Source organism: Nocardioides cynanchi (genome assembly GCF_008761635.1).
Taxonomy (GTDB): Bacteria; Actinomycetota; Actinomycetes; order Propionibacteriales; family Nocardioidaceae; genus Nocardioides; species Nocardioides cynanchi.
Map to the genome: position 1 here is coordinate 2,951,638 of NZ_CP044344.1, position 23,035 is coordinate 2,974,672.

Annotated in this window: 20 protein-coding genes; 12 read left to right on the top strand and 8 right to left on the bottom strand. The window is 66.1% G+C overall.

The window, feature by feature from the left end; translation table 11 throughout:
• Nucleotides 1-29 precede the first annotated feature (29 nt).
• The 7 genes from E3N83_RS14225 to E3N83_RS14255 all read right to left on the bottom strand — a co-directional run bounded on the left by E3N83_RS14225 (nucleotide 30) and on the right by E3N83_RS14255 (nucleotide 5,043).
• Nucleotides 30-1,070 carry a 1-acyl-sn-glycerol-3-phosphate acyltransferase gene (locus E3N83_RS14225; protein WP_202879226.1) on the bottom strand — a complete coding sequence of 347 codons (1,041 nt, stop codon included), beginning with the start codon at nucleotides 1,068-1,070 and terminating at the stop codon, nucleotides 30-32.
• Entirely contained in the window at nucleotides 1,067-1,885 is an 819-nt protein-coding gene (locus tag E3N83_RS14230) for a patatin-like phospholipase family protein (protein WP_151083854.1), read from the bottom strand. Before E3N83_RS14230 ends, E3N83_RS14225 begins: the two co-directional genes overlap by 4 nt.
• Before the next feature lie 71 nt (nucleotides 1,886-1,956).
• On the bottom strand, nucleotides 1,957-2,301 hold the full coding sequence (locus E3N83_RS14235) for a DUF3817 domain-containing protein (protein ID WP_151083855.1): 345 nt from the start codon (nucleotides 2,299-2,301) through the stop codon (nucleotides 1,957-1,959).
• Nucleotides 2,302-2,324: 23 nt separating this feature from the next.
• Nucleotides 2,325-3,107 carry an SURF1 family protein gene (locus E3N83_RS14240; protein ID WP_151083856.1) on the bottom strand — a complete coding sequence of 261 codons (783 nt, stop codon included), beginning with the start codon at nucleotides 3,105-3,107 and terminating at the stop codon, nucleotides 2,325-2,327.
• A 9-nt stretch (nucleotides 3,108-3,116) separates the two neighbouring features.
• Nucleotides 3,117-3,542 (bottom strand): arsenate reductase ArsC, encoded by a 426-nt coding sequence (locus E3N83_RS14245; protein WP_151083857.1) that lies wholly within the window; start codon nucleotides 3,540-3,542, stop codon nucleotides 3,117-3,119.
• Nucleotides 3,539-4,663 carry an ACR3 family arsenite efflux transporter gene (gene arsB / locus E3N83_RS14250; protein ID WP_151083858.1) on the bottom strand — a complete coding sequence of 375 codons (1,125 nt, stop codon included), beginning with the start codon at nucleotides 4,661-4,663 and terminating at the stop codon, nucleotides 3,539-3,541. Before arsB ends, E3N83_RS14245 begins: the two co-directional genes overlap by 4 nt.
• Nucleotides 4,660-5,043 carry an ArsR/SmtB family transcription factor gene (locus tag E3N83_RS14255; RefSeq protein ID WP_151083859.1) on the bottom strand — a complete coding sequence of 128 codons (384 nt, stop codon included), beginning with the start codon at nucleotides 5,041-5,043 and terminating at the stop codon, nucleotides 4,660-4,662. Before E3N83_RS14255 ends, arsB begins: the two co-directional genes overlap by 4 nt.
• 78 nt (nucleotides 5,044-5,121) lie before the next feature.
• On the opposite strand from E3N83_RS14255, the gene E3N83_RS14260 reads away from it, so the two are divergent.
• The 9 genes from E3N83_RS14260 (at nucleotide 5,122) to E3N83_RS14300 (ending at nucleotide 11,579) form a co-directional block, all read left to right on the top strand.
• Nucleotides 5,122-5,559, top strand: a complete 438-nt coding sequence (locus tag E3N83_RS14260; RefSeq protein ID WP_151083860.1) for an ArsI/CadI family heavy metal resistance metalloenzyme — start codon at nucleotides 5,122-5,124, stop codon at nucleotides 5,557-5,559.
• Nucleotides 5,560-5,616: 57 nt separating this feature from the next.
• Nucleotides 5,617-6,336 (top strand): FadR/GntR family transcriptional regulator, encoded by a 720-nt coding sequence (locus tag E3N83_RS14265; protein ID WP_151083861.1) that lies wholly within the window; start codon nucleotides 5,617-5,619, stop codon nucleotides 6,334-6,336.
• Complete coding sequence (locus tag E3N83_RS14270) at nucleotides 6,333-7,046, top strand: sterol desaturase family protein (protein ID WP_151083862.1); 714 nt, start codon at nucleotides 6,333-6,335, stop codon at nucleotides 7,044-7,046. Before E3N83_RS14265 ends, E3N83_RS14270 begins: the two co-directional genes overlap by 4 nt.
• Nucleotides 7,047-7,178: 132 nt before the next feature.
• Entirely contained in the window at nucleotides 7,179-7,556 is a 378-nt protein-coding gene (locus tag E3N83_RS14275; RefSeq protein ID WP_151083863.1) for a VOC family protein, read from the top strand.
• 24 nt (nucleotides 7,557-7,580) lie between these two features.
• Complete coding sequence (locus tag E3N83_RS14280; RefSeq protein ID WP_151083864.1) at nucleotides 7,581-8,093, top strand: cupin domain-containing protein; 513 nt, start codon at nucleotides 7,581-7,583, stop codon at nucleotides 8,091-8,093.
• Nucleotides 8,094-8,223: 130 nt separating this feature from the next.
• A complete protein-coding gene (sqr, locus tag E3N83_RS14285) occupies nucleotides 8,224-9,480 on the top strand; it encodes a type III sulfide quinone reductase, selenoprotein subtype (RefSeq protein WP_151083865.1) in 1,257 nt (418 codons plus the stop codon).
• Between the two features lie 2 nt (nucleotides 9,481-9,482).
• Nucleotides 9,483-9,797, top strand: coding sequence for a TusE/DsrC/DsvC family sulfur relay protein (locus tag E3N83_RS14290; protein WP_151083866.1), 315 nt, complete (start codon nucleotides 9,483-9,485; stop codon nucleotides 9,795-9,797).
• A 34-nt stretch (nucleotides 9,798-9,831) separates the two neighbouring features.
• On the top strand, nucleotides 9,832-10,356 hold the full coding sequence (locus E3N83_RS14295) for a DsrE/DsrF/DrsH-like family protein (RefSeq protein ID WP_151083867.1): 525 nt from the start codon (nucleotides 9,832-9,834) through the stop codon (nucleotides 10,354-10,356).
• A gap of 1,022 nt (nucleotides 10,357-11,378) precedes the next feature.
• Nucleotides 11,379-11,579 (top strand): helix-turn-helix domain-containing protein, encoded by a 201-nt coding sequence (locus E3N83_RS14300; RefSeq protein ID WP_151083868.1) that lies wholly within the window; start codon nucleotides 11,379-11,381, stop codon nucleotides 11,577-11,579.
• A gap of 688 nt (nucleotides 11,580-12,267) precedes the next feature.
• Here the strand turns inward: E3N83_RS14300 and E3N83_RS14305 are convergent.
• Nucleotides 12,268-14,406: a GmrSD restriction endonuclease domain-containing protein gene (locus E3N83_RS14305; protein ID WP_151083869.1), complete on the bottom strand. Its 2,139-nt coding sequence runs from the start codon at nucleotides 14,404-14,406 to the stop codon at nucleotides 12,268-12,270.
• A gap of 576 nt (nucleotides 14,407-14,982) precedes the next feature.
• Between E3N83_RS14305 and E3N83_RS14310 the strand changes: the two genes are divergently transcribed.
• The 3 genes from E3N83_RS14310 to E3N83_RS14320 all read left to right on the top strand — a co-directional run bounded on the left by E3N83_RS14310 (nucleotide 14,983) and on the right by E3N83_RS14320 (nucleotide 22,964).
• The gene (locus tag E3N83_RS14310; RefSeq protein ID WP_151083870.1) at nucleotides 14,983-17,124 is read left to right on the top strand and encodes a DEAD/DEAH box helicase; all 2,142 of its coding nucleotides are present in this window, start codon (nucleotides 14,983-14,985) and stop codon (nucleotides 17,122-17,124) included.
• A 40-nt stretch (nucleotides 17,125-17,164) separates the two neighbouring features.
• Nucleotides 17,165-17,809, top strand: a complete 645-nt coding sequence (locus E3N83_RS14315) for a DUF2290 domain-containing protein (protein WP_191907814.1) — start codon at nucleotides 17,165-17,167, stop codon at nucleotides 17,807-17,809.
• A 385-nt stretch (nucleotides 17,810-18,194) separates the two neighbouring features.
• Complete coding sequence (locus E3N83_RS14320; RefSeq protein ID WP_151083872.1) at nucleotides 18,195-22,964, top strand: TM0106 family RecB-like putative nuclease; 4,770 nt, start codon at nucleotides 18,195-18,197, stop codon at nucleotides 22,962-22,964.
• Nucleotides 22,965-23,035 lie beyond the last annotated feature (71 nt).

The following is a 23,035-nucleotide window of genomic DNA, read 5'->3' on the forward strand; positions in this document are numbered from 1 at the left end:
GGGCAGGCGCCGCGCGAGCGGCACCGCCCTCAGGACGCTGACGTCGTACGCCGGGACCGGCCGCGGGAGAGATCCTGCGGCCGGTTCTCGGCTATCCAGGCGTCGATCCGCTCCCACCAGCCGAACAGCCACTCGATCCGGGCCTCGCGCTCCGCGGGGATCTCCTCGCGCGGCACCTGCCACCAGCGCATGGTGATCACCTTGTCCATGGGCAGCTCGCGCCACACGTCGCCCACCGTGAGCATGTGGTCCAGCCCGGTGTGCGCGACCAGCACGACGTCGGCGTCCGGCGCCGAGTCGAGCGCGGCCAGGAAGCCGCCCGGGCGGGGCGCCAGCACGTGGGTCATCCGCTCGGCACGGCGAGCCATCCGCTCCATGCCGAGCTTGCGCAGGCGGTCGATGCCACGGCGGCGCCGGGCCGGAGTGAAGTTGCCGCCCTCGGGGAAGATCACGAACGCGTCGTTCTCGTCGAGGCCGCGGGCGAGAGCGGCGATCTCCGACTCGAAGTCCTGGCCGGCGCGCGGGTTGGTGGAGATGAAGCTGGCCGGGATCCGGTGCAGGATCACGTCGATCATCGGGTCCCACGCCAGGGTGTCCTTGAGCACCACGCGCGGCTCGCGGTGGTACCAGTCCATCAGGGCATGGATCAGGATCAGCGAGTCGCCGGGCCCGGCGTGGCGGCAGGCGACGATCAGCGGCACGCCCGGGTGCGCGTCCGGGCTGGGGCCGTCGGTCTCGATACGGAGCTTGAGCACCCGGCGCGCCTCGCCGAACAGCACCCAGAGCAGGCCCTCGGTCAGGTCGTAGTGGATCCCCTCGAAGTACGGCGTACGCAGGCGTCGCCCGAACCCGGCGGCGACCCACAGCCCGAGGAGCACCACCAGCAGGACGCTCTCGCAGGTGACGTAGACGACGAAGAGCCACAGCAGCCGCAGGGCGCGCCAGCGGCCGGGCAGGATCGGCGTCAGCGCCGCCGCGGCGATCAGCCACAGCGGGAGCGTCACCCAGAGGGCGACCGCCAGGCCGATCATCGCCGGCGCGATCACCAGGCGCCGCAGGACCCAGATCACCGGAGCGCCGCGAGGTAGTCCCGAGAGGCTTCGTAGCTGGCGTCGATCCGGTTGCGGACCCGGGAGAAGTCGCGGTGGGCGAGCAGCGAGTCGTCCCGGCTCGTCGTACCCCGGGCCGGGAGCACGTGCGCCTCCACGCCCTCGGGCAGCTCGGCCAGCTCGCGGGCGAAGCGGTGCCGCCGGGCGATCTCGAACGACACCCGCGCGACCTCCCACGGCCGGTGCGGCACCTGGAGAGGCCGGTCGATGCGTCCCACCTGGAGCACGAAGACCCGGTCGGCGCCCAGGGCCACGGCGCGCCCGAGCGGGATCGAGTTCACGATGCCGCCGTCGAGGAAGTGCTCGTCACCGACCTTGGCCGGCGGCAGCAGGCCGGGGACCGCCGCGCTGGCCATGATCGCGTCGACCAGCCGGCCGCTGGTGAACCAGTGCTCCGCGGCCCGCTCGATGCTGGCAGCGCAGACCTGGAAGCGCACCGGCAGGTCCTCGAAGGTGGTCTCGCCGAACTCCGCGATCAGTCGCTTCTGCATCGGCCCGGAGGAGTAGATGTGGGTGCCGGTCGAGACGGCACGGCGTACCGTCCGCAGCGGGCGGTCGGCGATCGTGCGCGCGGTCTCGGTGTCCTGCCAGAGCTCGGTCAGGCGGTCGATCACCGCCGCGGTCGGGTCGCGGGCGACCATCGCCCCGTTCAGGGCGCCGACGCTGGTGCCCAGGACCAGGTCCGGACCGATGCCGGCCTCGAAGAGCGCTCGCAGCATGCCCACCTCGGCAGCACCCAGCACCCCACCGCCCCCGAGCACGAACGCCGTCGTCATCGGGCCATTCTGGGGTAGTCCGTGACGTTCGGGCCCCATCGGGGCCCGGGATGGGGCGCTTTCGTCACGGACTATCCGGGAACGGGGGCGAGCTCGGGGTGCTCGGCGCGGATCCGGCGGGTCACGACCCGCTCCACCCAGAAGATCACCAGGGGGATCAGTCCGGCCGCCAGCACGAGCAGCGCGAAGGGCAGTGACCAGCGGGTCTGGCGCCACAGCAGGAACGAGACCACGACGTAGACGATGAAGACCCAGCCGTGGGCGACCCACATGATGCTGGCGGCCTCGCCGAAGCGCTGGAGGCTGCTGCCCTGAGCGGGGAGGTAGCGCAGCGGCAGCGCCACCAGCGAGCAGAAGGCGAGCAGGACGCCGACGAGGATCGCCAGGAAGCGGTAGGCGGGGAAGAGCTTGGACACAACCTCGAATCTAGCCGGGGCGCCTAGGCCTGCGCTGCGGCCCCCGGATCGGGCAGCACGTCCTCGGCCAGCCAGCGCCACCACATGAACACCACGAACGCCGCGAAGAACCACCACTGGAGGGCGTAGAGGAGGTTGCGCAGCGCCGTGGACGCATCGGCGCCGGGCAGGTGGGGTGCCTGCGCAGCAGTCAGGCCGGTCATCCCGCTGACGGTCTGCCCCTGGGGTACGGCGCGGCTCGTCGCGATCGCGTAGCCGCCGTACAGGTCGTGCCCCGTCAGCGGCACCAGCCCGGTGATGCTCAGCGCCGGGAGGGTCCGGTCGTGCGGGTCGTCGTCGACCGGCCCGCTGTCGTCCGACGGCTGGAGGAGCCCCACCAGGGACGCCCTGCCGTGCGGCGGCGCCGGTACGCCGTGCGACGGGGCCACCCACCCGCGCACGATCGGGATCTCCGAGCCCGACGAGGTCAGCACCGGGGTGACCACCCAGGTGCCCGTCGCGCCACCCTGCTGCTGCCCCGTCACCAGCACCGTCTCGCGCGGCACCCAGGTCCCCTCGACGAGCACCGGCCGGCCCAGCCCGACGTCGGGGTACGCCGCGTCGGGACCGAGCACGGAGTCGAGCGGCACCGGCGCCTGCCGGGTGACCGCGACCGAGCTCTGCGCACGGTGGTCCTGCCAGACGTGCAGCTGCCAGCGGCCGAGCAGGAGGCAGCCGACGATCCCCGCCAGGGCCAGCAGGTGGATCGGCCAGGTCGCCGGTGCCGTGGCCCGTCGTACGACGGAGGCGGGGGCGGCGGTCGGCACCCGCCAAGGCTAGTCAGCCGGTGTGTGTGCGCCCGAGGACGGGACGAGCTCGGTGACCAGGGCCTCGACCCGGCGCCGGATCTCGTCGCGGATCGGCCGGACCTCCTCGATCGGCCGACCGGCGGGGTCGTCCAGCTGCCAGTCCTCGTAGCGGGTCCCGGGGAAGAACGGGCAGGCGTCGCCGCAGCCCATGGTGACGACCACGTCGCTGGCGCGCACGTCGTCCGGGTCGAGGACCCGCGGCTGGGCCCCGGCGATGTCGATCCCCTCCTCGGCCATCGCCTGCACGGCCATCGGGTTGATCCGCTCGCCGGGCTCGGAGCCGGCCGAGAGGACCTTGACCCGGTCACCGGCGAGGTGCCTCAGGTAGCCGGCGGCCATCTGAGACCGGCCGGCGTTGTGGATGCAGACGAACAGGACTGCGGGCCTGGTCACAGTGGTGCTCCCTGGGTGCTCTCGCGGGTGGTGGGGTAGAAGCGGCGGCGCGCCCACAGGGCGACGTACACCAAGCCGACCAGGACCGGCACCTCGATCAGCGGTCCGACCACCCCGGCCAGCGCCTGGCCGGAGGTCACCCCGAAGACGCCGATCGCGACCGCGATCGCGAGCTCGAAGTTGTTGCCGGCCGCGGTGAAGGCGAGGGTCGCGGTGCGCGGGTAGGACATCTGGAGGGCATGGCCGAGGGCGAAGGCACCGGTCCACATCAGGGCGAAGTAGGCCAGCAGGGGCAGGGCGATCCGGGCCACGTCGAGTGGGCGGCTGGTGATGGTGTCGCCCTGGAGGGCGAAGAGGACCACGATCGTGAACAGCAGCCCGTGGAGCGCGGCCGGCCCGATCCGGGGCAGGAACGTCGACTCGTACCACTCCCGCCCGCGGGCACGCTCGCCCAGGGTGCGGGTCAGGAACCCGGCCAGCAGCGGGATGCCCAGGAAGACCAGGACGGACCGGGCGATCTCCCAGACCGAGACGTGGAGGCCGCCGCCGTTGCCGGTGCTGTCCAGGCCGAGCCAGCCGGGCAGCACCTCGAGGTAGAACCAGCCGAGGGCCGCGAACGCCACGATCTGGAAGACCGAGTTGATCGCCACCAGGATCGCGGCGGCCTCGCGGTCTCCGCAGGCCAGCTCGTTCCAGATCAGCACCATCGCGATGCACCGGGCCAGGCCGACGATGATCAGCCCGGTGCGGTACGCCGGGAGGTCGGGCAGCATCAGCCAGGCCAGGGCGAACATCAGGGCGGGGCCGAGCACCCAGTTCAGGGCGATCGAGGAGACCAGGAGCCGTTTGTCCGCGGTGACGTGGCCCAGCTCGTCGTAGCGGACCTTGGCCAGCACCGGGTACATCATCACCAGGAGCCCGATCGCGATCGGCAGCGACACCGAGCCGATCTCGACCTTCGACAGGGCGCCGTCGAGCCCCGGGACGATCCGCCCGAGGAGCAGCCCGGCCACCATGGCCGCGATGATCCACACCGGCAGGAACCGGTCGAGCGTCGAGAGCCGCCGGAGGACCGCGGCGTCCTCGGGCGCCTGCGCGGTCTCGCGGACAAGATCGCTCATCCGGGCAGCCCGCCGAGCAGCGCGCCCAGGTCGGCGAGGGCCGCGGGGCGGATGCGGTAGTAGACCCACACCCCGCGCTTGTTGCGATCGAGCAGCCCGACCTCGTGCAGCACCTTGAGATGGTGGCTGATCGTCGGCTGCGACAGGTCGAAGGCGTCGTTCAGGTCGCAGACGCAGGCCTCGCCGTCGGCGTGCGAGGCGATCATCGACATCAGCCGGAGCCGGACCGGGTCGGCCAGCGCCTTGAGCAGGGGCGCGATCCGCTCGGCTGCCTCACCCGACAGGGGTTCCTGCATCAGCGGCGAGCAGCACGCGACGGTCTCCACCGGCGTCAGCTCCAGGACCCGGCGCGGGGGTACGACCACCTGAGACTTCGACATGTGTCTATGTTGACACAGATCGATGTCTGGAGCACACTCGAGGTATCATATAGACATTCATCTATGTAAGGAGTGATCATGTCCCGCATCCAGCTGGCCCTCAACGTCGACGATCTCGCGGAGTCCATCACCTTCTACACCGCGCTCTTCGGCACCGAGCCGGCCAAGATCAAGCCCGGCTACGCCAACTTCGCGGTGGCCGAGCCCCCACTGAAGCTCGTCCTGATCGAGAATGCCGGCCAGGGCGGCACGATCAACCACCTGGGCGTCGAGGTCCCCGACGTGGAGACGGTCGACGCCGAGCAGACCCGGCTCGCCGGCTCCGGTCTCGCCTCGGTCGACGAGCGGGGCACCACGTGCTGCTACGCCCTCCAGGACAAGTTCTGGGTCGAGGGCGCGCCGAACGGGGAGAGCTGGGAGGTCTACACCGTGCTCGCCGACAGCGAGACCTTCGACGCCGCGGGCGCGACGTGCCGCACCACCGCCGACGAGTCGTCGGCAGCCGCCTGCTGCTGACCGGATACTGGTATGACCACTTGACCAACGTCGGAGGTCGTTCCTAGCGTCGCGGGCATGCCGCTGCAGCCCGTGCATCGTCGCTCGGTCCCCGACGAGGTCTTCGACCAGGTCCTCGGCGAGGTCGTGGCCGGCCGCTTCGGTGCCGGCGAGGCGCTGCCCAGCGAGCGCCGCCTCGCCGAGGTGCTCGGGGTGTCGCGACCGGCCGTGCGCGAGGCGCTCCAGCGGATGGCCCAGACCCGCCTGCTCGAGGTGCGGCACGGCGGGGCGACCACCGTGCGCGACTTCCAGCGGTACGCCGGCCTCGACCTGCTGCCCACGCTGCTCGTGAGGGACGGCTCGGTCGACCTCGCCGTGGCTCGCAGCGTGGTCGAGGCTCGGCTGCTGATCGGCCCCGGCGTCGCGGCCCTGGCCGCCCAGCGTCGTACCCCCGGACTCATCGACCGGCTCGCCGAGGTCGTCGACGCCTACGACGCGTGCGACGAGGCGGTCGAGACCCAGCGGCTCGCTCTGGGCTACTGGGACCTGGTCGTCGACGCGGCGGACTCGGTCACCTTCCGCCTGCTCTTCAACAGCCTGCGCGCGGCCTACGAGCCGGCGCTGGCCGTCCTGGCCCCGCTGCTGGGCTCGGAGCCGGGTCGCGCCGGTGCCTACCGCGTGCTGACCGCCGCGATCGGCGAGGGCGACCCCGACACCACCCGTGCGGCCGCCGAGCGCGTGCTGCGCACCAGCACCGACGCCCTGCTCACCGCCCTCGACGCCGTGGAGGCCCGATGACCGACGACCCCGTGGACCAGCTCGCCCGCGAGCGCCTCGCCGCCGACGAGGCCCGGATCACCGGGCCACGGCGCCGCCACCTCGGCCTGCGTGCCGTGGCCGTGGAGTTCTGGCGGCATCCCTCCCCCTGGCTCATCTCGGGGTTCCTGCTCGGGTCGGTGGTCGGCCGGGTGGTCGTCGGCGGCGGCTCCTGGTGGGAGCTCCTGATCCCGGTCGCGCTGGTCGCCCTGTTCCCGGTGATCGAGTGGGTGATCCACGTCGGGATCCTGCACTGGCGGCCACGACGGGTCGCCGGCGTCGAGGTCGACTCGCTGCTCGCCCGCAAGCACCGCGAGCACCATGCCGACCCCCGCGACCTGCCCCTGGTGTTCATCCCGTGGCAGGTCCTCACCTGGCTGCTCCCGGCGTACGTCGCGGTGGCACTGCTGGCGTTCCCGAGCCGGCCGGCCGCCTGGTCCCTGCTGGTGTCGGTCTACGCCCTGAAGTTCGGCTACGAGTGGACCCACTACCTGATCCACAGCGACTACCGCCCTCGCACCCGGCTCTATCGTGCGGTGTGGCGCAACCACCGGCTGCACCACTACAAGAACGAGCACTACTGGTTCACCGTCACCAGCGCCGGCACCGCGGACCGCCTCTTCGGCACCTACCCCGACCCCGAGACGGTGGCCACTTCGCCGACCGCGAAGAACCTGCACGGCGTCGCCTGAGACGGAGGCGTCACTGGGACTGCGATCCTCGTGAGCATCGCGGCATCAGTCGTCCTCGGGAACGCGGCAGCCCCTCGCCGCCGCCCCCGGAACGGGGATGCTGGCCGGGCAGCAGCAGAAGGGAGGAGCGCGATGAGCATCCAGCTCAACCACACGATCGTCCACGTCTCCGACAAGGACCGCGCCGCGGAGGACCTGGCCGCGATCCTCGGGCTCGCTCCCCCGGGGACCTACGGCCCGTTCCGGGTCCTGGAGCTCGCCAACGGCGTCTCGCTGGACTTCGCCGACGACCACGGCGACCCCGACGGGCAGCACTACGCCTTCCTCGTGGAGGAGACCGAGTTCGACGCGATCCGGCAGCGGATCGTGGACCGCGGCCTGGACTTCTGGGCCGACCCGTTCCATCGTCGTCCGGGCGTGGTCAACACCAACGACGGTGGGCGCGGCCTCTACTGGTCCGACGCCGACGGCCACAACCTGGAGATCCTGACCGTCCCCTACGGCGGCTGACCGCCCGACCGGAAGCGAGGCACCGTGTCCGCACCCGACCCTTCACACACGTCGTACCCTCCCCCGACCTATCTCGGCGAGCACGGTGAGGTCACCGCGACCGTGCGCCGCGCCGACGCCGAGCCCGAGCTCAGCTACCGCGCCGGGGGGACGGTCAGCTACCTGGCGACGACCGAGTCGACGAACGGCCAGTTCGGGCTCTACCGCTGGGACTTCGGCACCAACGTCAGCGGTCCCGACCCCCACTTCCACCGGACCATCTCGGAGACGTTCTTCATCCTCTCCGGCACGGTCCGGGTCTACGACGGGCGCGACTGGCTCGATGCCCGCGCCGGCGACTTCATGTTCGTGCCGGCCGGTGGCATCCACGGCTTCCGCAACGAGTCGCAGGCTCGGGCCTCGATGTTGCTGCTCTTCGCTCCGGGCGCGCCACGCGAGGAGTACTTCGAGACCCTCAAGCGCCTCGGTGAGGGCCTGACCATGACCTCCGACGAGCGCGAGTCCTTCTACGCAGCGCACGACAACATCTGGCTCTGAGCAGGTCCTTGCGACACCCCCAGGGGTATGAGGTCCCGTCCGTACGGGACGTCCGGCTCTGACCGCCGCGCACCCCGCTTCCTAGCGTTGGTGTCGGACAACCACGTCCCTCGGCGTGAGGAGCAGGACCGTGACGAGGCAACTGCTGGTGCTGGGTGCCGGTACGGCCGGGACCATGATCGCGAACAAGCTCCGGCATCGGCTCGATGCCGGCGCGTGGGAGATCACGGTCGTCGACCGCGACGACCTCCATCCCTACCAACCGGGCTACCTGTTCCTGCCGTTCGGGATCTACACCCCCGACCAGATCCACCGGCCTCGCCATGCGCAGCTCGCCGACGGCGTCAGGTTCGTCGAGGCCGAGGTCGAGCGGGTCGATGCCGAGGCCCACCGGGTCTCGCTGACCGACGGCCGGCTGCTCGACTACGACTACCTCGTGATCGCCTCCGGCACCACGCCACGGCCCGACCAGACGCCGGGCATGTTGGGGAGCCAGTGGCGCCGCAGCATCTTCGACTTCTACACCTTCGAGGGCGCGAACGCGCTGGCGACTGCGCTCCAGGGCTTCGACCACGGCCGGCTCGTCGTCCACATCACCGAGATGCCGATCAAGTGTCCGGTCGCCCCCCTGGAGTTCACCTTCCTCGCCGACGCCTGGCTGCACGAGCGCGGCGTACGAGACCGGGTGGAGCTGGTGTTCGTCACCCCGCTGCCCGGCGCCTTCACCAAGCCGGTCGCGGCCGAGCACCTCGGCTCGATGCTCGAGGAGCGCAAGATCCTTCTGGAGCCCGACTTCATGATCGAGCGGATCGACGACGAGGCGAAGACCCTCGTGTCGTACGACGAGCGCGAGATCCCCTTCGACCTGCTGGTCACCATCCCGCTCAACATGGGTGCCGACTTCGTCGAGCGGTCGGGACTCGGGGACGAGCTCAACTACGTGCCGGTGAACAAGCACACCCTGCAGTCCAAGGCGCACGCCGACATCTTCGCCGTCGGTGACGCCTCCGACATCCCGACCTCCAAGGCCGGTTCGGTCGCCCACTTCTCGGTGGAGATCTTCGTGGACAACTTCCTCGAGCTGATCGCCGGGAAGCCGATGACCGGTTCGTTCGACGGGCACGCGAACTGCTTCATCGAGAGTGGCGACCACAAAGGTCTCCTGATCGACTTCAACTACGACACCGAGCCACTGACCGGCAGCTACCCGCTGCCCCTGGCCGGGCCGATGGCGCTGCTGAAGGAGACGCGGCGCAACCACCTCGGGAAGCTGGCGTTCCGCTGGATCTACTGGAACGTCCTGCTGCCGGGCCGGCCACTGCCGCTGCCCGCCCACATGTCGATGGCCGGCAAGCACGCCGTCACCGCGGCAACCAAGGAGGAGTGAACATGCCTGTGACCACCATGGCCGGACGTCCGATCCAGGTCAACGACGAGGGTTTCCTGACCGATGCCGACGAGTGGGACGAGGCGCTCGGCGCGGAGCTGGCCGCGGCCATCGGGATCACCCTGACCGACGAGCACTGGAAGGCGATCCGGTTCCTGCGCGAGGACTTCGCCGAGCAGGGCGAGACCGCCACGTTGCGCCGCGTCTCGACCCGCGGGGAGATCCCGGTCAAGCGGCTCTTCGAGCTGTTCCCGCAGAAGCCCACCAAGAAGATGGCGTACGTCGCCGGCCTGCCCAAGCCGCGCGGCTGCGTCTGACCACCGAGTCTCGGTCACCAGGAGAGAGCCCGTCATGACCACCACAGCACCGACCGACACCGCGAACGCGATCGTCCCGGACTTCGACAGCCCGGAGCGCACCGGCCGCAAGCTCGCCATCATCTGTTCCAAGGGCAACCTCGACATGGCCTACCCGGCCCTGATCCTGGCCAACGCCGCCCTGGGCGAAGGTGTCGAGACCCATCTGTTCTTCACGTTCTGGGGCTTCGACATGATCACCAAGTCGACGATGGCCGACCTGAAGTTCACGATCATCGGCAACACCGCCACCCACATGCCCCAGGGCCTCGGCGGCCTGCCCGGCATGACCGCGATGGCGACGTCCAAGATGAAGAAGACGATCGCCGCGCTCGACGTGCCCGACGTACCGGAGTTCCTCGAGCAGATCGTCGCCTCCGGCGGCCACCTGTGGGCCTGCCGGATGTCCGCGGACATGAACCACCTCACCGAGGCGGACCTCTACGACGAGGTCGAGGCGATCATCAGCGCCACCGACTTCATCGAGAAGACCGACGGCGCCCAGCTGCTCTTCATCTGAGCCCGAGCCGGCCGCGGTACGACTACCCGGCCGAAACCTCTGCTTCTCGCCCGAGATTTCGGCCGAGAAGCGACAGTTTCCCCGGTGCACCGGGGAAAGCAAGCCCCCGAGAGCGTGGTGGAGCCTAGGGGACTCGAACCCCTAACCCCCTGCTTGCAAAACTGACGACACCGTCTGAGCGTCTGCCCAGGTCAAGCCACGAATTGTGGTCCTGACCTGCGAAGACGTTATCACCAGCAGTGCCCAAGAGGGGACGGCAGTGGCCAGTATTTCCCGGCCATTTGGGCACGTAAGGGCACGTAAGGGCACGCGGTAACCGCGGCGGTGCGGCGCGGCACGGTCAATGTTGTCGGTGCTGTCGTCTATGGTCCGGAACGTGATTGGAACGATCGCGATGCCGCCTTCCGGGGTCAGCGCTGTCTCCTATGCCCTTGGCGTTGAGGGTCTAGCAATTCAGACGTTCGCGACTCCCGCGGTGCAGACGTACCCCAACCCGATCGGTCCAGTCACACTCCGCCCAGCGGTGGCCGGAGGGGTAGCGGAAGCCATCAGTGGGCTCGCGTGGCGGGCGATTCGCGGGTGGTTGCGCAGAACTCCGATTGCCTTCGACATCTTTGCGCCGTCGACACGCGTGGTAGAGCTTGTGAAGCTCGAGCGGACTCGACAACTTCGCATCGTTAGCTATTGGAGGCGTACTCGCATTCGCCTCGCGCACCGCGTCACGAGTGACGTGTCGGCGCTTGTGGCGGCGCCTGGAGCCCCGGCGCTCAGGATGCACGGCGCTCGGAGCTGACGCGCACCACTTCCGCAAGACAACCGTTTGTCGCTAGTCGGGCTGGTCGTTGACCCCCGGCTCGATCCGGCGATGAGAATGCGAAGTCCTCAGCCCGGGCGCGGCCGTCCTATGGCCGCGTCCACTCCGTGCATTGCCGTGCACCTCTTCGGAGGCCACGCCGTGGCTCTTCCTGTTGCGCCACGACGAAGCACACGGCCGCGCCCGGGCTGGGGCGGAAAGCAACATCATGAACGGCAACCTCCTCCTCCTCACTTTGGAGATGGCAGGAGATCAACTGGGAGTGTCCGCCAAGACTGTCCGCCGTCTAATCGCCGCCGGGCATCTGCGTGGAACCTTCGTGGGGCGCCAAGTGCGAGTGCGTCCTGAAGACCTCGCGGAGTTCCTCGCCTCGGCCGCGGCACCTCAAAGTCTGGGTTCGCGGCGATGAGTGGACGGATTGTGGGCCAGGTCCTCGACTATGCACCTAGGGATCTGACGCCAGCGCAGATGCTGGTCTACGTGTCCATTGCGGAAGACGCCCGTGACAAGACCCGGCTCGCTTCGTACAGCGACGTCGAGTCCCTCGTGCGCAGAACTCGATGCGCGCGCGGCACAGTCGACAACGCGCTCTCTGAACTTTGTCGGCGCGGATTGCTCATTCGGCAACGCGAGAAGGTCCATCGAGGTGGATTCCACCAGGAGTATGTGGTGGCGCAACTTGCGCCGCACCACCGAGACATGACCACCCGAAGACTCACGCCGGAGTGAGGTCTGCGGCTCACGTCCGGATGAGGCAACAGCCTGTGGATAACTCAACAATGGTTCCTCGACAGCCTCATCAACCGGCTCACCGATCGATGCCCGCCCAGGAGAGCCCACTCCGTTACCCGTACACCGTGCGTAACCATGGTCTGTGGTACTTGTAGGTAGGCAACCTGCGCGCCTAGCGTCATGGCGGGCGGTCTTTTTTCCCGGCCCAAGGGGGCCTCGGAAGCCTCCGCCTTGCCGTTCTCCCCCCGAGCCGCGCAGGAAAACCAGGATCTCGTGCCACCGCTTTCAAGGGGTGCGCGATGTGGGGTGAGCGCGGTCCCGGTGGTGCAGCCCTGGATCGCCGTTTGTTAGCCGGATCCGGGCCCTCAAGGCTGGTCGGCAGGCGGAGTCTTCGGTTTGGCTCGATATTCGTCACGGAGGTCCCGGAGGCGTCGACCGTCCGTGGTGCCCCAGAAATACCACCCGTTGGTTGCCCTGTGCTGAAGGTGGTGGCCCGCGGCCGACGGCGAAGTGAACACCGTTCCGTCCATCAGGAGTGTGCCGTCTGGTTGGACCACACATTGGGCGCCGCGGTGTGCTGAAGCCCTCGCCTCCAGCGTCTGACCAGGCTGAAGCAGCTCAGCTGCGAGCAGGTGCTCGATTCCGATCCAGGTCGGCTCGGCGGCTACCGGGTCGACAATGACCCCTTCGTGACCTGGCGGGACGGGCCAAGTTGCGAGCAGTGCGTCAACAAGCTCGTCTGTTCGTTGGTCAATCAATGTCTCGGTCCAACCCTCTCGGGAGACATCGAGGATGCGGCGGTTCAGCAGGAAGACGTCGTGGGCATGCAGCTTCTGACGCTTGCCGCTCTCGCCCAGCCAGGCCGCGTTCGAGACCGATTGGTTGAGTTTCGCGGTGAGCAGCGTGAGGTTGCCGAGCCGGTGGACATGTGCTGCGCGCTCGAGCTCGGCTGGGAGGCCGTCCACTGGCCAGTGAGTGCTCCACTTTTGGGGAAGCAAATGCTCGATGTGGTAGCCGACCCGTGCGATACGGCCGCCGGCCGCAGCACCTCCTGTGCCGGTGTAGCCACGTAGATGGTCTTCGGCGGCCTCAAGCATCATGCGTAAACGGGGCCTTGAGAAGCGTCGATAGGCCGCCTCCTCTCGCAGGGCAGACCGCACCTCAACGTCGCCGGGCCAGTATGTGCTCGCCACGTTGAGCCGAGATAGGTACGCCTGAACACGTGCCGGGAGCGTCTCGTCGCGATCTTGATGTGTGGCGATGACGGCTGCGACGACGCGACCGAGGTCTGAGCTCGTGAGGCGAACCAGCATTCGACGGAAGATCCAGCTCTCGATGGCCGATGTGACGCCATGGATGGTGGCTGCCGAGAGTTGGGAATCTGGTTCGTGCAGCCAGATCATCGCAGGCTTGATGAGCTCGAGCCCAGCGGCATTGCTGCGATAGACACACATCTCGACGGGGTCGAGGTCGCGATTGGTGTCCTGAGCGAGTCGATGCCACTGCTCGTAGAGGTCGGCTTGAGCCTTGATGGTGGGCAAGAGGTCAGCCATCTTCTGGCCTGCCTCGTGTTCGACGAAATGCTTGAACCTGGTAAAGGTTTGCTTCGGTCCGACCTCCTCACCAGTGCGAGCGATGAGCCACTGATTGAGGAACAGCGAGCCCCGGGTGACCAGGTAGCGCCCGACGCTCACCTCTTCCTCCCAGAACTTCGCCTCGAAGGGCCAGTCCTCGGAATACGCCCGCCGGGTGTCGGCGCCCTCCGCCGCGAGGGTCTGGAAGACGAAGTTCTTGATGAGGTCGGCGGCAGTCAAGGGCGTGCCGCGCGCGTTGAGGGTCTCGAAGATCTCCTGAGAGTTTTCGGTGGAGCGGAGGTCGATGGCGACAAGCTGGAGGCCCCGCGTCAGTACGTCTACAAGTGCGGTGGCGCGCATCTCGTACTCCGCGGCCGAGGGGTCTCCGAGCCACTCTGCTACGGCAGCGCTGAAGTAGGCGTGAGCTCGGATGATGAGGCTCGAGGAGTTCCTTAGCGTGGAGTAGTCGACAGGTGGGTCGGCCCGCATAACCTCGTCATAGGCCGCTCCGTCGCGGTTGGTGTGACGGAGCTTCAGCAGGTCTTCGTCTTGGCGGACGTGTCGATCGGAGTTGTGAGTCAAGTCCTCGAGCTGGCCCGCGAGCTTCTCGTGGTCGTGGGCTTGGAGAACAGCTCCGGCGGCGTCCATTAGGAGCGAGAGCGTCGTGATGCGCTGCTGGCCATCGATGACGTTGCGGGACTGCATCACGCCGGTTGAGTTTTCCTGGGCCTGCAACACGACGGCTCCAAGGAAGTGCGTCGCTTGGCTGTAGTCGTCTGCCAGGCGCAGCTCGGCGATCCGACGTACGTCTTGCCATAGAGGCACCCACTGGTCGGTTTCGTCCCAAACATATGGTCGCTGGAAGATGGGGACGACCAGGTGTTGCGGCAGGTGGAATATGTCTAGCGGCGTACGAACGTTTGTCTCCACGCGGCTAGGGTGTCATGCGCCACCCATCACGCATGCGCGCTGGAACGAGATGCGGCTGGTAGGACGTGGGCCCGAGTGCGCCTGAATTAACGATCCGGGCGCGGGATCTCATTGCTGTCCCTCTCGTATGGATCCGAGGCTTGGCGCAAGACGACCTCGCTGGCTCGAGCAGCCCAACGTCGCTCCTGAGCCGCACGTCGCTTGGCACGCCGCTTCCGGGAAGCCGGCGAGACCTCTGTGTTCATGGGGGTGCCAGTCTTGCCTTTCATCGCCGATCCTTTACGCGGTCAGAGGTACGCGCTCCGAGGTCGGAAGCACACCAATGACGATAGAGGAACCGCCTCCATCGAGCCGTGTCATCCGCACAGGGGGTCGCCGGTCGGCGACCAGGCTCGGCAAGGAGGCGCGTCACCGAGTGTTCGGGCTTGTAGATTCCCGCAGTGCCTTCTTGTCGAGTCAGGAACGCGCACCGCCGCTGCACGCTTCGGGCAGGATGCGATGACGGGGGCTGATGGGGCAGCTCGTTGCCTGGCGATCTGGCACGATGGCCGAGGCCGACCGAGGAGCGAGGACTGAATGGCCCTACATGTGATTCAGGGCGCGAGCCGGAACTACGGCGCAGCCCAGGCCCTCGCATCGGCCCTGAGCGCGGTCATCGCAGAGGGGACCGTCTATGTCGGCTACCCCGTCTTGGCGACAGCCGATGATCGCGTGGAGATTGACGCGCTACTTGTAAGCCCCCAGTGCGGGTTGATCGCGTTTCTGCTCAGTCCTGGCCAACCACAGTCTGCCGAGGACTGGGCCCAGTTAGTTGAGGCACAGGATCGTCTTTACACGGTCCTTGAAGGTTCCCTCAGGCGACACGAAAGCCTACGCCGCGGCCGTCGACTGGGAGTCGAGCCCTCGACGGTCACCATCCTCCCGTCGGCGGCAGACGCACCTGCCGATGCCGAGGGTGTGTACCTCACGCTTGACGAGGTCCCCGAATGGATCAGCGGGCTCGATGGGCTCGATGGCGAGCTCGAACGCAGTTTGCAGGCCGCCCTTCAGCGCGTAACCACCATCAAACCCCCGAAAAAGCGGTCCAACGTCGTCAAGGCCGATTCTCGTGGCTCCGCCATCAAGCAGATCGAACGCCACATCGCAAACCTGGACCAATGGCAAAAGGCAGCCGCGATCGAATCACCGGCCGGGCCGCAACGCATCCGCGGGCTTGCCGGCTCCGGAAAGACCGTGGTACTGGCTCTGAAAGCTGCATACTGGCATACCCAGAACCCGGACTGGCGTATCGCGCTCACTTTTCAATCGCGTGCCTTGTATCAGCAGGTCACTGACCTAGTTACGAGGTTTACCTTTGAACATAGCAATGACTTACCTGACGAAGAGCACATGAGAGTTCTACACTCCTGGGGTTCGGCGAGTTCACCGGGCGTGTATGCACTGATCGCGAACGCTCTCGGTGAGGTTCCGCGCAATTGGGCGTACGCCAACGGCACATACGGGCGGGAAGAAGCATTTGCTGGAATCTGCCGCGAACTTCTGACTTTGTCTGAGACCCAGACCACAGCCCCGATCTTCGACGCCGTCCTGATCGACGAGGCCCAGGACCTTCCTCCTGAGTTCTTTCAACTCGTCTATCGATTCACTAATGAGCCCAAACGAATCGTTTGGGCATACGACGAGCTTCAAAAGCTGTCCGAGGCGGCCATGCCGTCAACCGACGAGCTATTCGGCAAGGGTCCTCATGGCGAGAGTTTGATTAGCCTCAATACTCCACCCAACGCTCCACAGCGGGACATTGTCCTACCGATCTGCTATCGCAATACGCCATGGGCGCTGGCGACAGCGCACGCGCTCGGCACGGGTATCTATCACGAGGGCGGCCTGGTACAGCACCCAGACTCTCCGACCTTGTGGGAGGACATCGGGTACGAGGTGGTCCACGGCCGCCTGGAGCATGGAGAGCCTGTCACTCTGGAACGTTCGGGTAACTCGTATCCGAGCTATTTCGCGGACCTTCTGACGCCCGACGACGCCGTGGTGATCAACGAGTTCAATACAGAACAGGAGCAGGACGCCTGGGTGGCGGAGCAGATCGCTGAAAATCTCGTAAACGATGAACTCGAGCATGACGACATCCTCATCGTGCTGCCCGATACCTACCGTGCGAAGAGCCGCGCGCCTCGGCTCATGCGTGAACTCGCTCGGCATCAGATTCCGTCCCACCTTGTCGGTGTGAACACAAGCTCGGAACGAGTCTTCCAGCCCGAGTCAGTTGCGATCGCGCACATCCATCGGGCCAAGGGCAATGAAGCTCCAATGGTTTATGCAATCGATGCACAGCACGCCGCTAGCAATTTCAATACTGTCACGAAGCGCAACACCTTGTTCACCGCTATCACCCGGTCCCGATCGTGGGTTCGCATCACTGGGTTCGGAGAACGAATGCCCGAGATCGCCGCCGAAGTCAACCGGGTACGCGACAACGGCTTCAGGCTGGAGTTCACAGTCCCCACCTCTGCCGAACTAGCTGAACTGCGGCACATACACCGTGACCGCTCGGAAAGCGAAGAGGTAACAGTTAAGAAGGGAACCGAAGCCCTAGAGGTATTCCTCTCCGCCCTCGACAGTGGTGAGATGGACATCCTAGATCTGCCGCCGTCCCTTCGTACCCGACTCACTCACCTCCGCGAGCAGACCGATGGCGCTCACGACTAGGCACATCCACGACGAGGTTGCAAATGTCTTGGATTTCCTCATGGACTCGGAGCTTGCGGCACACCGGAATCCGGTCTCGATCTCCGAGAGCGTGGTTTCATTCCACGGGTATGCACCCAAGGGCTCGCCCTTTATCCTCAATCGCCGTCATCCGACAATTGAGCAGTACAGGTACTGGGTGGAGCACGGCGAATATTCTGCCCTTCTGTTCGACGGGAGCCTCCTGCAGCTCGCGTACACCGTGAAGGACGGAGAATTAGCCGGACACCGACTGGCTTACGTGCCTTGCCCTTATGACGTTGACCAGCAGTTCGTCATGGGCGGTGATCCACTGCTGGAAGTCATCGACCTCTTCTACGCGGACGCCGAGCCACTGCTTCGTACTCCGGTGCGAATGGACTTCGACCCGGACTCGGCAAAGCCGGGACACCCTGAAGTGCATCTGACGATTAACGGGAGTGACTGTCGGATCGCCTGCGTGGCACCGTTGCATGTGCTGCGATTCGTTAGCTTCGTTTTCGAGCAGTTTTATCCAGCGTACTGGCGAGCCCACAAGGGATTCTTTGCACCGGGACACACGCGGCACGTCGGCCCGAAGAAGATTCTCGAGGTAGAGCAGATTGGATTGCACCTCTCATGGAACGTTCACGCCACGCTGGCCGACCTCGGTGACGGCCCAGCCTGACGCCGCGCTCGGACGGTCCGATGGCCATACCTCCACTTGAAGTGTGCCCACATCCTGGCGGGCATCCTCTCTTTCCCTCGCCGGCAGCTATCGCGTTGGAGGGCATGAGGGAAGCGCGTTCCGCACAAATCCCACTCGGATGCCCGCAGGTCATATGCCCCTACCCCCGCTTACGCAAGACTGCCGGAGGGCGCGCATCGAGCTCTAACCTTCGCAGCGGCAGGGACGCCGACTGTCAGGGGTCCGCCCTCGCGGCGCGTCCCCATCGCCTGGTGCCGCAGGGTGGACCGTGCTCAGTCAATACTTCAATTGGTGCGCCTACGGGGCGCCCACCTGCGGATACGGTGTCCCGGTTGACGGTCCGGGACGGCAGGAGGAGAACATAGTGATTGACGAACTTGGTGAGCCAACCCGAGTCGACGTCCTCCTCGGCGCTTACCCGGCCCGGCAGTGCGTGTACCGAACCAAGAACAAATTTGACCCGCGCGTCCCACCCCCGGCGCGAGAGCCCGACGACGTGCTGTTGCGAATGGAGGAGGGACGGGCGTTCGAGCAGGCGATGGTACTCCTGCTGACTGAGGCGCTAGGCGACCGCTGCCTGAGCATCATGTACGGAGACCACCGTGCGGACAAGGAGAGGCGCATAGCGGAGACCGTCGCCGCCATGGAGGCGGGAGTCCCTGTCATCATCGGTGGGCAGCTGCCCGACGACCTCGACGGCGGGCGAACTGGGTCCCCGGACGTGCTCTTCCGAGCCACTCGTGATGAAAAAGTTCTGGCCCAATATTGGCCCGCGGACATCAAGCACCACTCCACCCTCAAGAAGGCCGAGCGGAGCAGTGCCCTGCTGTCGTGGCCTGGCGGCAGTTTCGGAGGCGGGGTGTTTCGATACAAGGAGGGTGGGTGGTCGGCTAAGACCCCCCATCGGGCGGCAGACTGCCTGCAACTGGCGCATTACACCCGGATGTTGCAGGCCATGGGACGGCATCCCGGTGAAGATCAATCTTGGGGCGCCATCCTGGGAACCTCTGACTTCACTGCGATTCACCGAGAGCGGCATGGGTGGGTCTGGTATGACCTTCGCGAGTTGACGGAGACGACTTGGTCGGGAACCTCGCCGACCGGCAAGCGCAAGCGCAGCATCATGGAGTCGTACGATCATGAGTTCGCTGACAGGCTCCGGGTCGCCCGCGCCGCGATCTCCGGTGGTCCGTCACTGGTACAGGCATTCGGCAAGGCCGAGTGCCATTCCTGCCCCTACTTGCCGCATTGTCGGGCGGAGGCGGGGCCAGAGGATGCTTCCTTCGCGATCTTAAAGGGCCAGCTGTCCGACCGGGAGTGGCGCTACCTCTACTCCCAGGGGCTAGGCACAATTGACGCGCTGGCCGACGCCCGCCTGAGTGGTGACCTGTTGACGGGTTACCTAGCACAGTCCGGGCACCTCCCGAACCCCACCGCCCGGTTGGACGCCGCGATTCACCGTGCGCGAATGCTCCGCGACGGAGTGCTTTTGGAACGGACTAGCAGCGGAGCGCTCGCCGTGCCGACTGCCGACGTTGAGATCGACTTCGACGTGGAGTGGCACCCCGCGGACGGCCACGTCTATCAATGGGGCGCTCGCGTCAGACGAGGCCAAGATGAGAGCACGTCTACGTACGAACATGCCGTCGTCTCCTTTGAAATTTTGGATGACGCATCTGCTCAAGCACTCGCCGACGAGTTCTTTACTTGGCTGGAAGCTTTCGTCGCCGAACACGAGGCCAACGGAAATACGGTGGGAATCTTCCACTGGACTTCGCCAGAGATCACCAAGACTATCCGCGTCCTCGGAGGCCAACGCGCCCACGATCTGTTCGAGGACAGGTTTCTCGATTTGAAGCGCTGGATGGAGCAACACTTTTTCGCCCGCGACGGATTCGGCCTGAAGGTCGTCGCTCCGATCTTCGGTTTCAAGTGGGGCGTCGACGACGCCAGCGGGTTGGCATCCGTCAAGAGGATCGACGAGGCCCGTGCCACCACCGAGCCAGAGGTCGCCGCAGCGGCGCGGGAATGGCTCCTCGCGTACAACGAGGACGATTGCGCGGCTCAGGCCGCAATCCGCGACGGGCTGCGCGCGTTTGGAGATGCGCGGGAACTTCGGGAGGAAGACGTAGGTCGGGGGACGTCACTGCCAGTGAGCGAGCACGACCAGGGGGCGGTGCCGTCCGCGCCAACGCCTGTGTCTGGGCCGCGGCAGGATGCGGACGACACCATTCAGGTTCAACCGAGCAGAGGGGGAGCAATGCCGTCGGCCTCGGCGAGCAGACGGCTGGCGTTGAATGAGATCCGCCGTCGAGTCGCCCAGTTTGTCATCGACTACTCGGGCGTGACCAGCGAGCAGCGCAATACGACCGATTTCTGGAAGGCGTTCATGGCCTGCTACGGCGTGGGCGACTCGTATCTGCACGGTGTCACGTTTGAGTACCCAGCGAGGCGCTCGGACACCGGCCGAGAGGGGCGTATCGATGTTTTCCTCCCCGGCCAATATCTGATCGAGCAGAAGTCCCAGGGTCAGATCCGGACGCCGCGACTTGGGTCCGAGTCGAACGCCGAGACTCAGGCTAAGGCCTACTTGACTGGCGGCACGATCACCGAGGCTCAGATGCCACGCTGGCTCGTCACGTCCGACTTCGCCACCATTCAGGTCACCGACCTCTCCCTGCCAGCGCGGTCGGTTAACCGGACTCGGACGGTCGCCTTCGCCGACTTGAACGCCCACGTTGAGATGTTCCTCTTCCTCGCCGGTGAGGACCCCGACGCGCTCATTGCCGAGGAGCAGGCAGAGGCGTCCGTCCAGGCCGCAAGATTGATGGGGGACCTTTACGCCGCACTGACCGGGGATGCGGATATCGACGCCGATGAGGTCCCGGACCGTGAAGACGAGGACGCGGCCACTATGGAGGCGTCCGTCCTTCTGACCCGGCTGCTCTTCCTTATGTTCGGCGACGACGCGGGCCTTTGGCAGAGAGGCCTGTTCCAACGGTTCATTGAGACACGCACCTCTATTGACGGCTCCGACCTCGGGCAGCAGCTCCGAGCCTTGTTCGAGGTACTGGACATGCCCGACCCCCGATCTGCGCGGATCGACGAGGCCATGCGGGCTTTCCCGTATGTCAACGGCGAGTTGTACCGCAATGCCGGGCACGATCAGACCATTTGGTTTGACACCGACATGCGCGCCGCATTGCTCGCGGCTTGTCGCTTCGATTGGTCGCGGATTTCGCCAGCGGTGTTCGGATCTTTATTCCAGACGGTGAAGAGCAGGGCGGCCCGGCACTTGGCAGGGGAGCACTACACCAGTGAGTGGAACATTCTCAAAATCTTGCGTCCCATGTTCCTCGACGAGTACAGCCGGCGGCTCGACCAGGCCCACACCAAGCCCCAGCTGGAGGCGCTCCACCACGAATTCAAGCGGCTTCGGTTCGTAGACCCCGCGTGTGGGTGTGGCAACTTCTTGATCGTTGCCTACCGGGAGATGCGAAGGCTTGAACTCGACCTGTTGGTGAAGTTGAAGGCTTTGCAGGGCCGATCCGCCGACCTCGTACTCGATCCGTCCGAGATGCTGAACGTGCGGCTCGATCAGTTCTACGGCATTGAGCTGAACTGGTGGCCCGCGAAGATCGCTGAAACAGCCATGTACCTCGTGGATCACCAGGCCAATCAGCAAATGCTGAACACGCTCGGCTTGCCTGTGGTCCGGCTGCCGATCAACATCAGGGCTAATATCCATCACGGAAACGCGTTGACCACCAACTGGCATGGCGTTCTGCCAGCTGAACCGGATGTTCGGGTGTTTGTGTTCGGGAACCCGCCATTCCTCGGCCGGAAGACTACAAACCAGGCCCAGAAGTTGGAACTGGCGACTGCCTGGGGTATGGCGAATACCGGTCACCTCGACTTCGTAACCGCCTGGCACGCTAAGGCATTGGCGTACCTCCATGGGCGAAACGGCGAGTTCGGGTTCGTGACGACCAATTCGGTCACCCAAGGTGAACCGGTCTCGGATCTGTTCCCGCGCATCGAGGCGCAGGGGTGGCGGATCAAGTTCGCACACCGCACGTTCGCTTGGCGGACCGAGTCCGCTGCAAGGGATACCGCCTCGGTGCACTGCGTTATCGTTGGATTCACCCGCGACTCACACGCCAAGCCGCGCCTGTTCGACTACCCCACGTTGGTTGCGAATCCAGAAGAGGTGCGCGTGACGACCGGCATTAACGGCTACCTGCTGGACGCGCCCAACGTGTACGTGACTGGTAGGTCGGCCCCGCTGTCATCCGAATTGCCTCGCGTCTCTTACGGCTCGATGCCGCGCGACGGTGGCAACCTGCTGGTGTCAGCTGAGCAGTACTCGGAGTTTGCTGCTGATCCAGTGGCGTCGAAGTACCTGCGTCGATTTGTCGGGGCGGACGAACTCATCCAGAACAAGCAACGCTGGTGCCTGTGGATGGCGGACGACTTCGACCCAGCAGATGTAAATCGGTCTCCTCTTCTTCGGGCGCGATTGACGGCCGTCAGGGCGATGCGGGAGCAGTCGAAGGCTGATTCGACGCGGGCGTGGGCGGCATCCCCGCACCTATTCGTGCAACAGGCGCAACCCAAAGTGGCCTTCCTTGCGATCCCAGCGCACGTGTCGGAGTTTCGGCGGTTCTTCCCATCTGACCGGCTCGGGGCAGATGTCATCTGTGGCAACGCGAACTTCACCTGCCCGGATCCGGACGGCTTTGCGTTTGCGATCATCTCCTCGTCCATGTTCATCACGTGGCAAAAAACTGTGGGTGGTCGCATAAAGTCCGATTTAAGATTCTCGAAGGACGTCGTCTGGAACAATCTTCCGCTTCCCCCGGTAGGAGCGGCGCTACGCAGAGAGATCATCGCCGCTGGGGAGCGGGTACAGAAGGCGAGGCTTCTACATTCGAACAGGTCTCTAGCCGACCACTACCAGCCGCTTGCGATGGCCCCAGAATTGCTGGCCGCTCATCGCGCGTTGGATCGCGTCGTGGACAAGGCCTTCGGTGTTAGGCGGGCACGGACCCTTTCCGTAGGGGATCGGCAGCAGATCCTATTCGACAGCTACGTCGAACTGACGGCTGGTGATGGCCCCCTCCCCTCCGACTAGAGCCCAGAGTCGCGCGCCGGCGCCACCATCCATTCGGCGCAGCCGCCTCGTAGCCCGGCGGGGCGAACTGG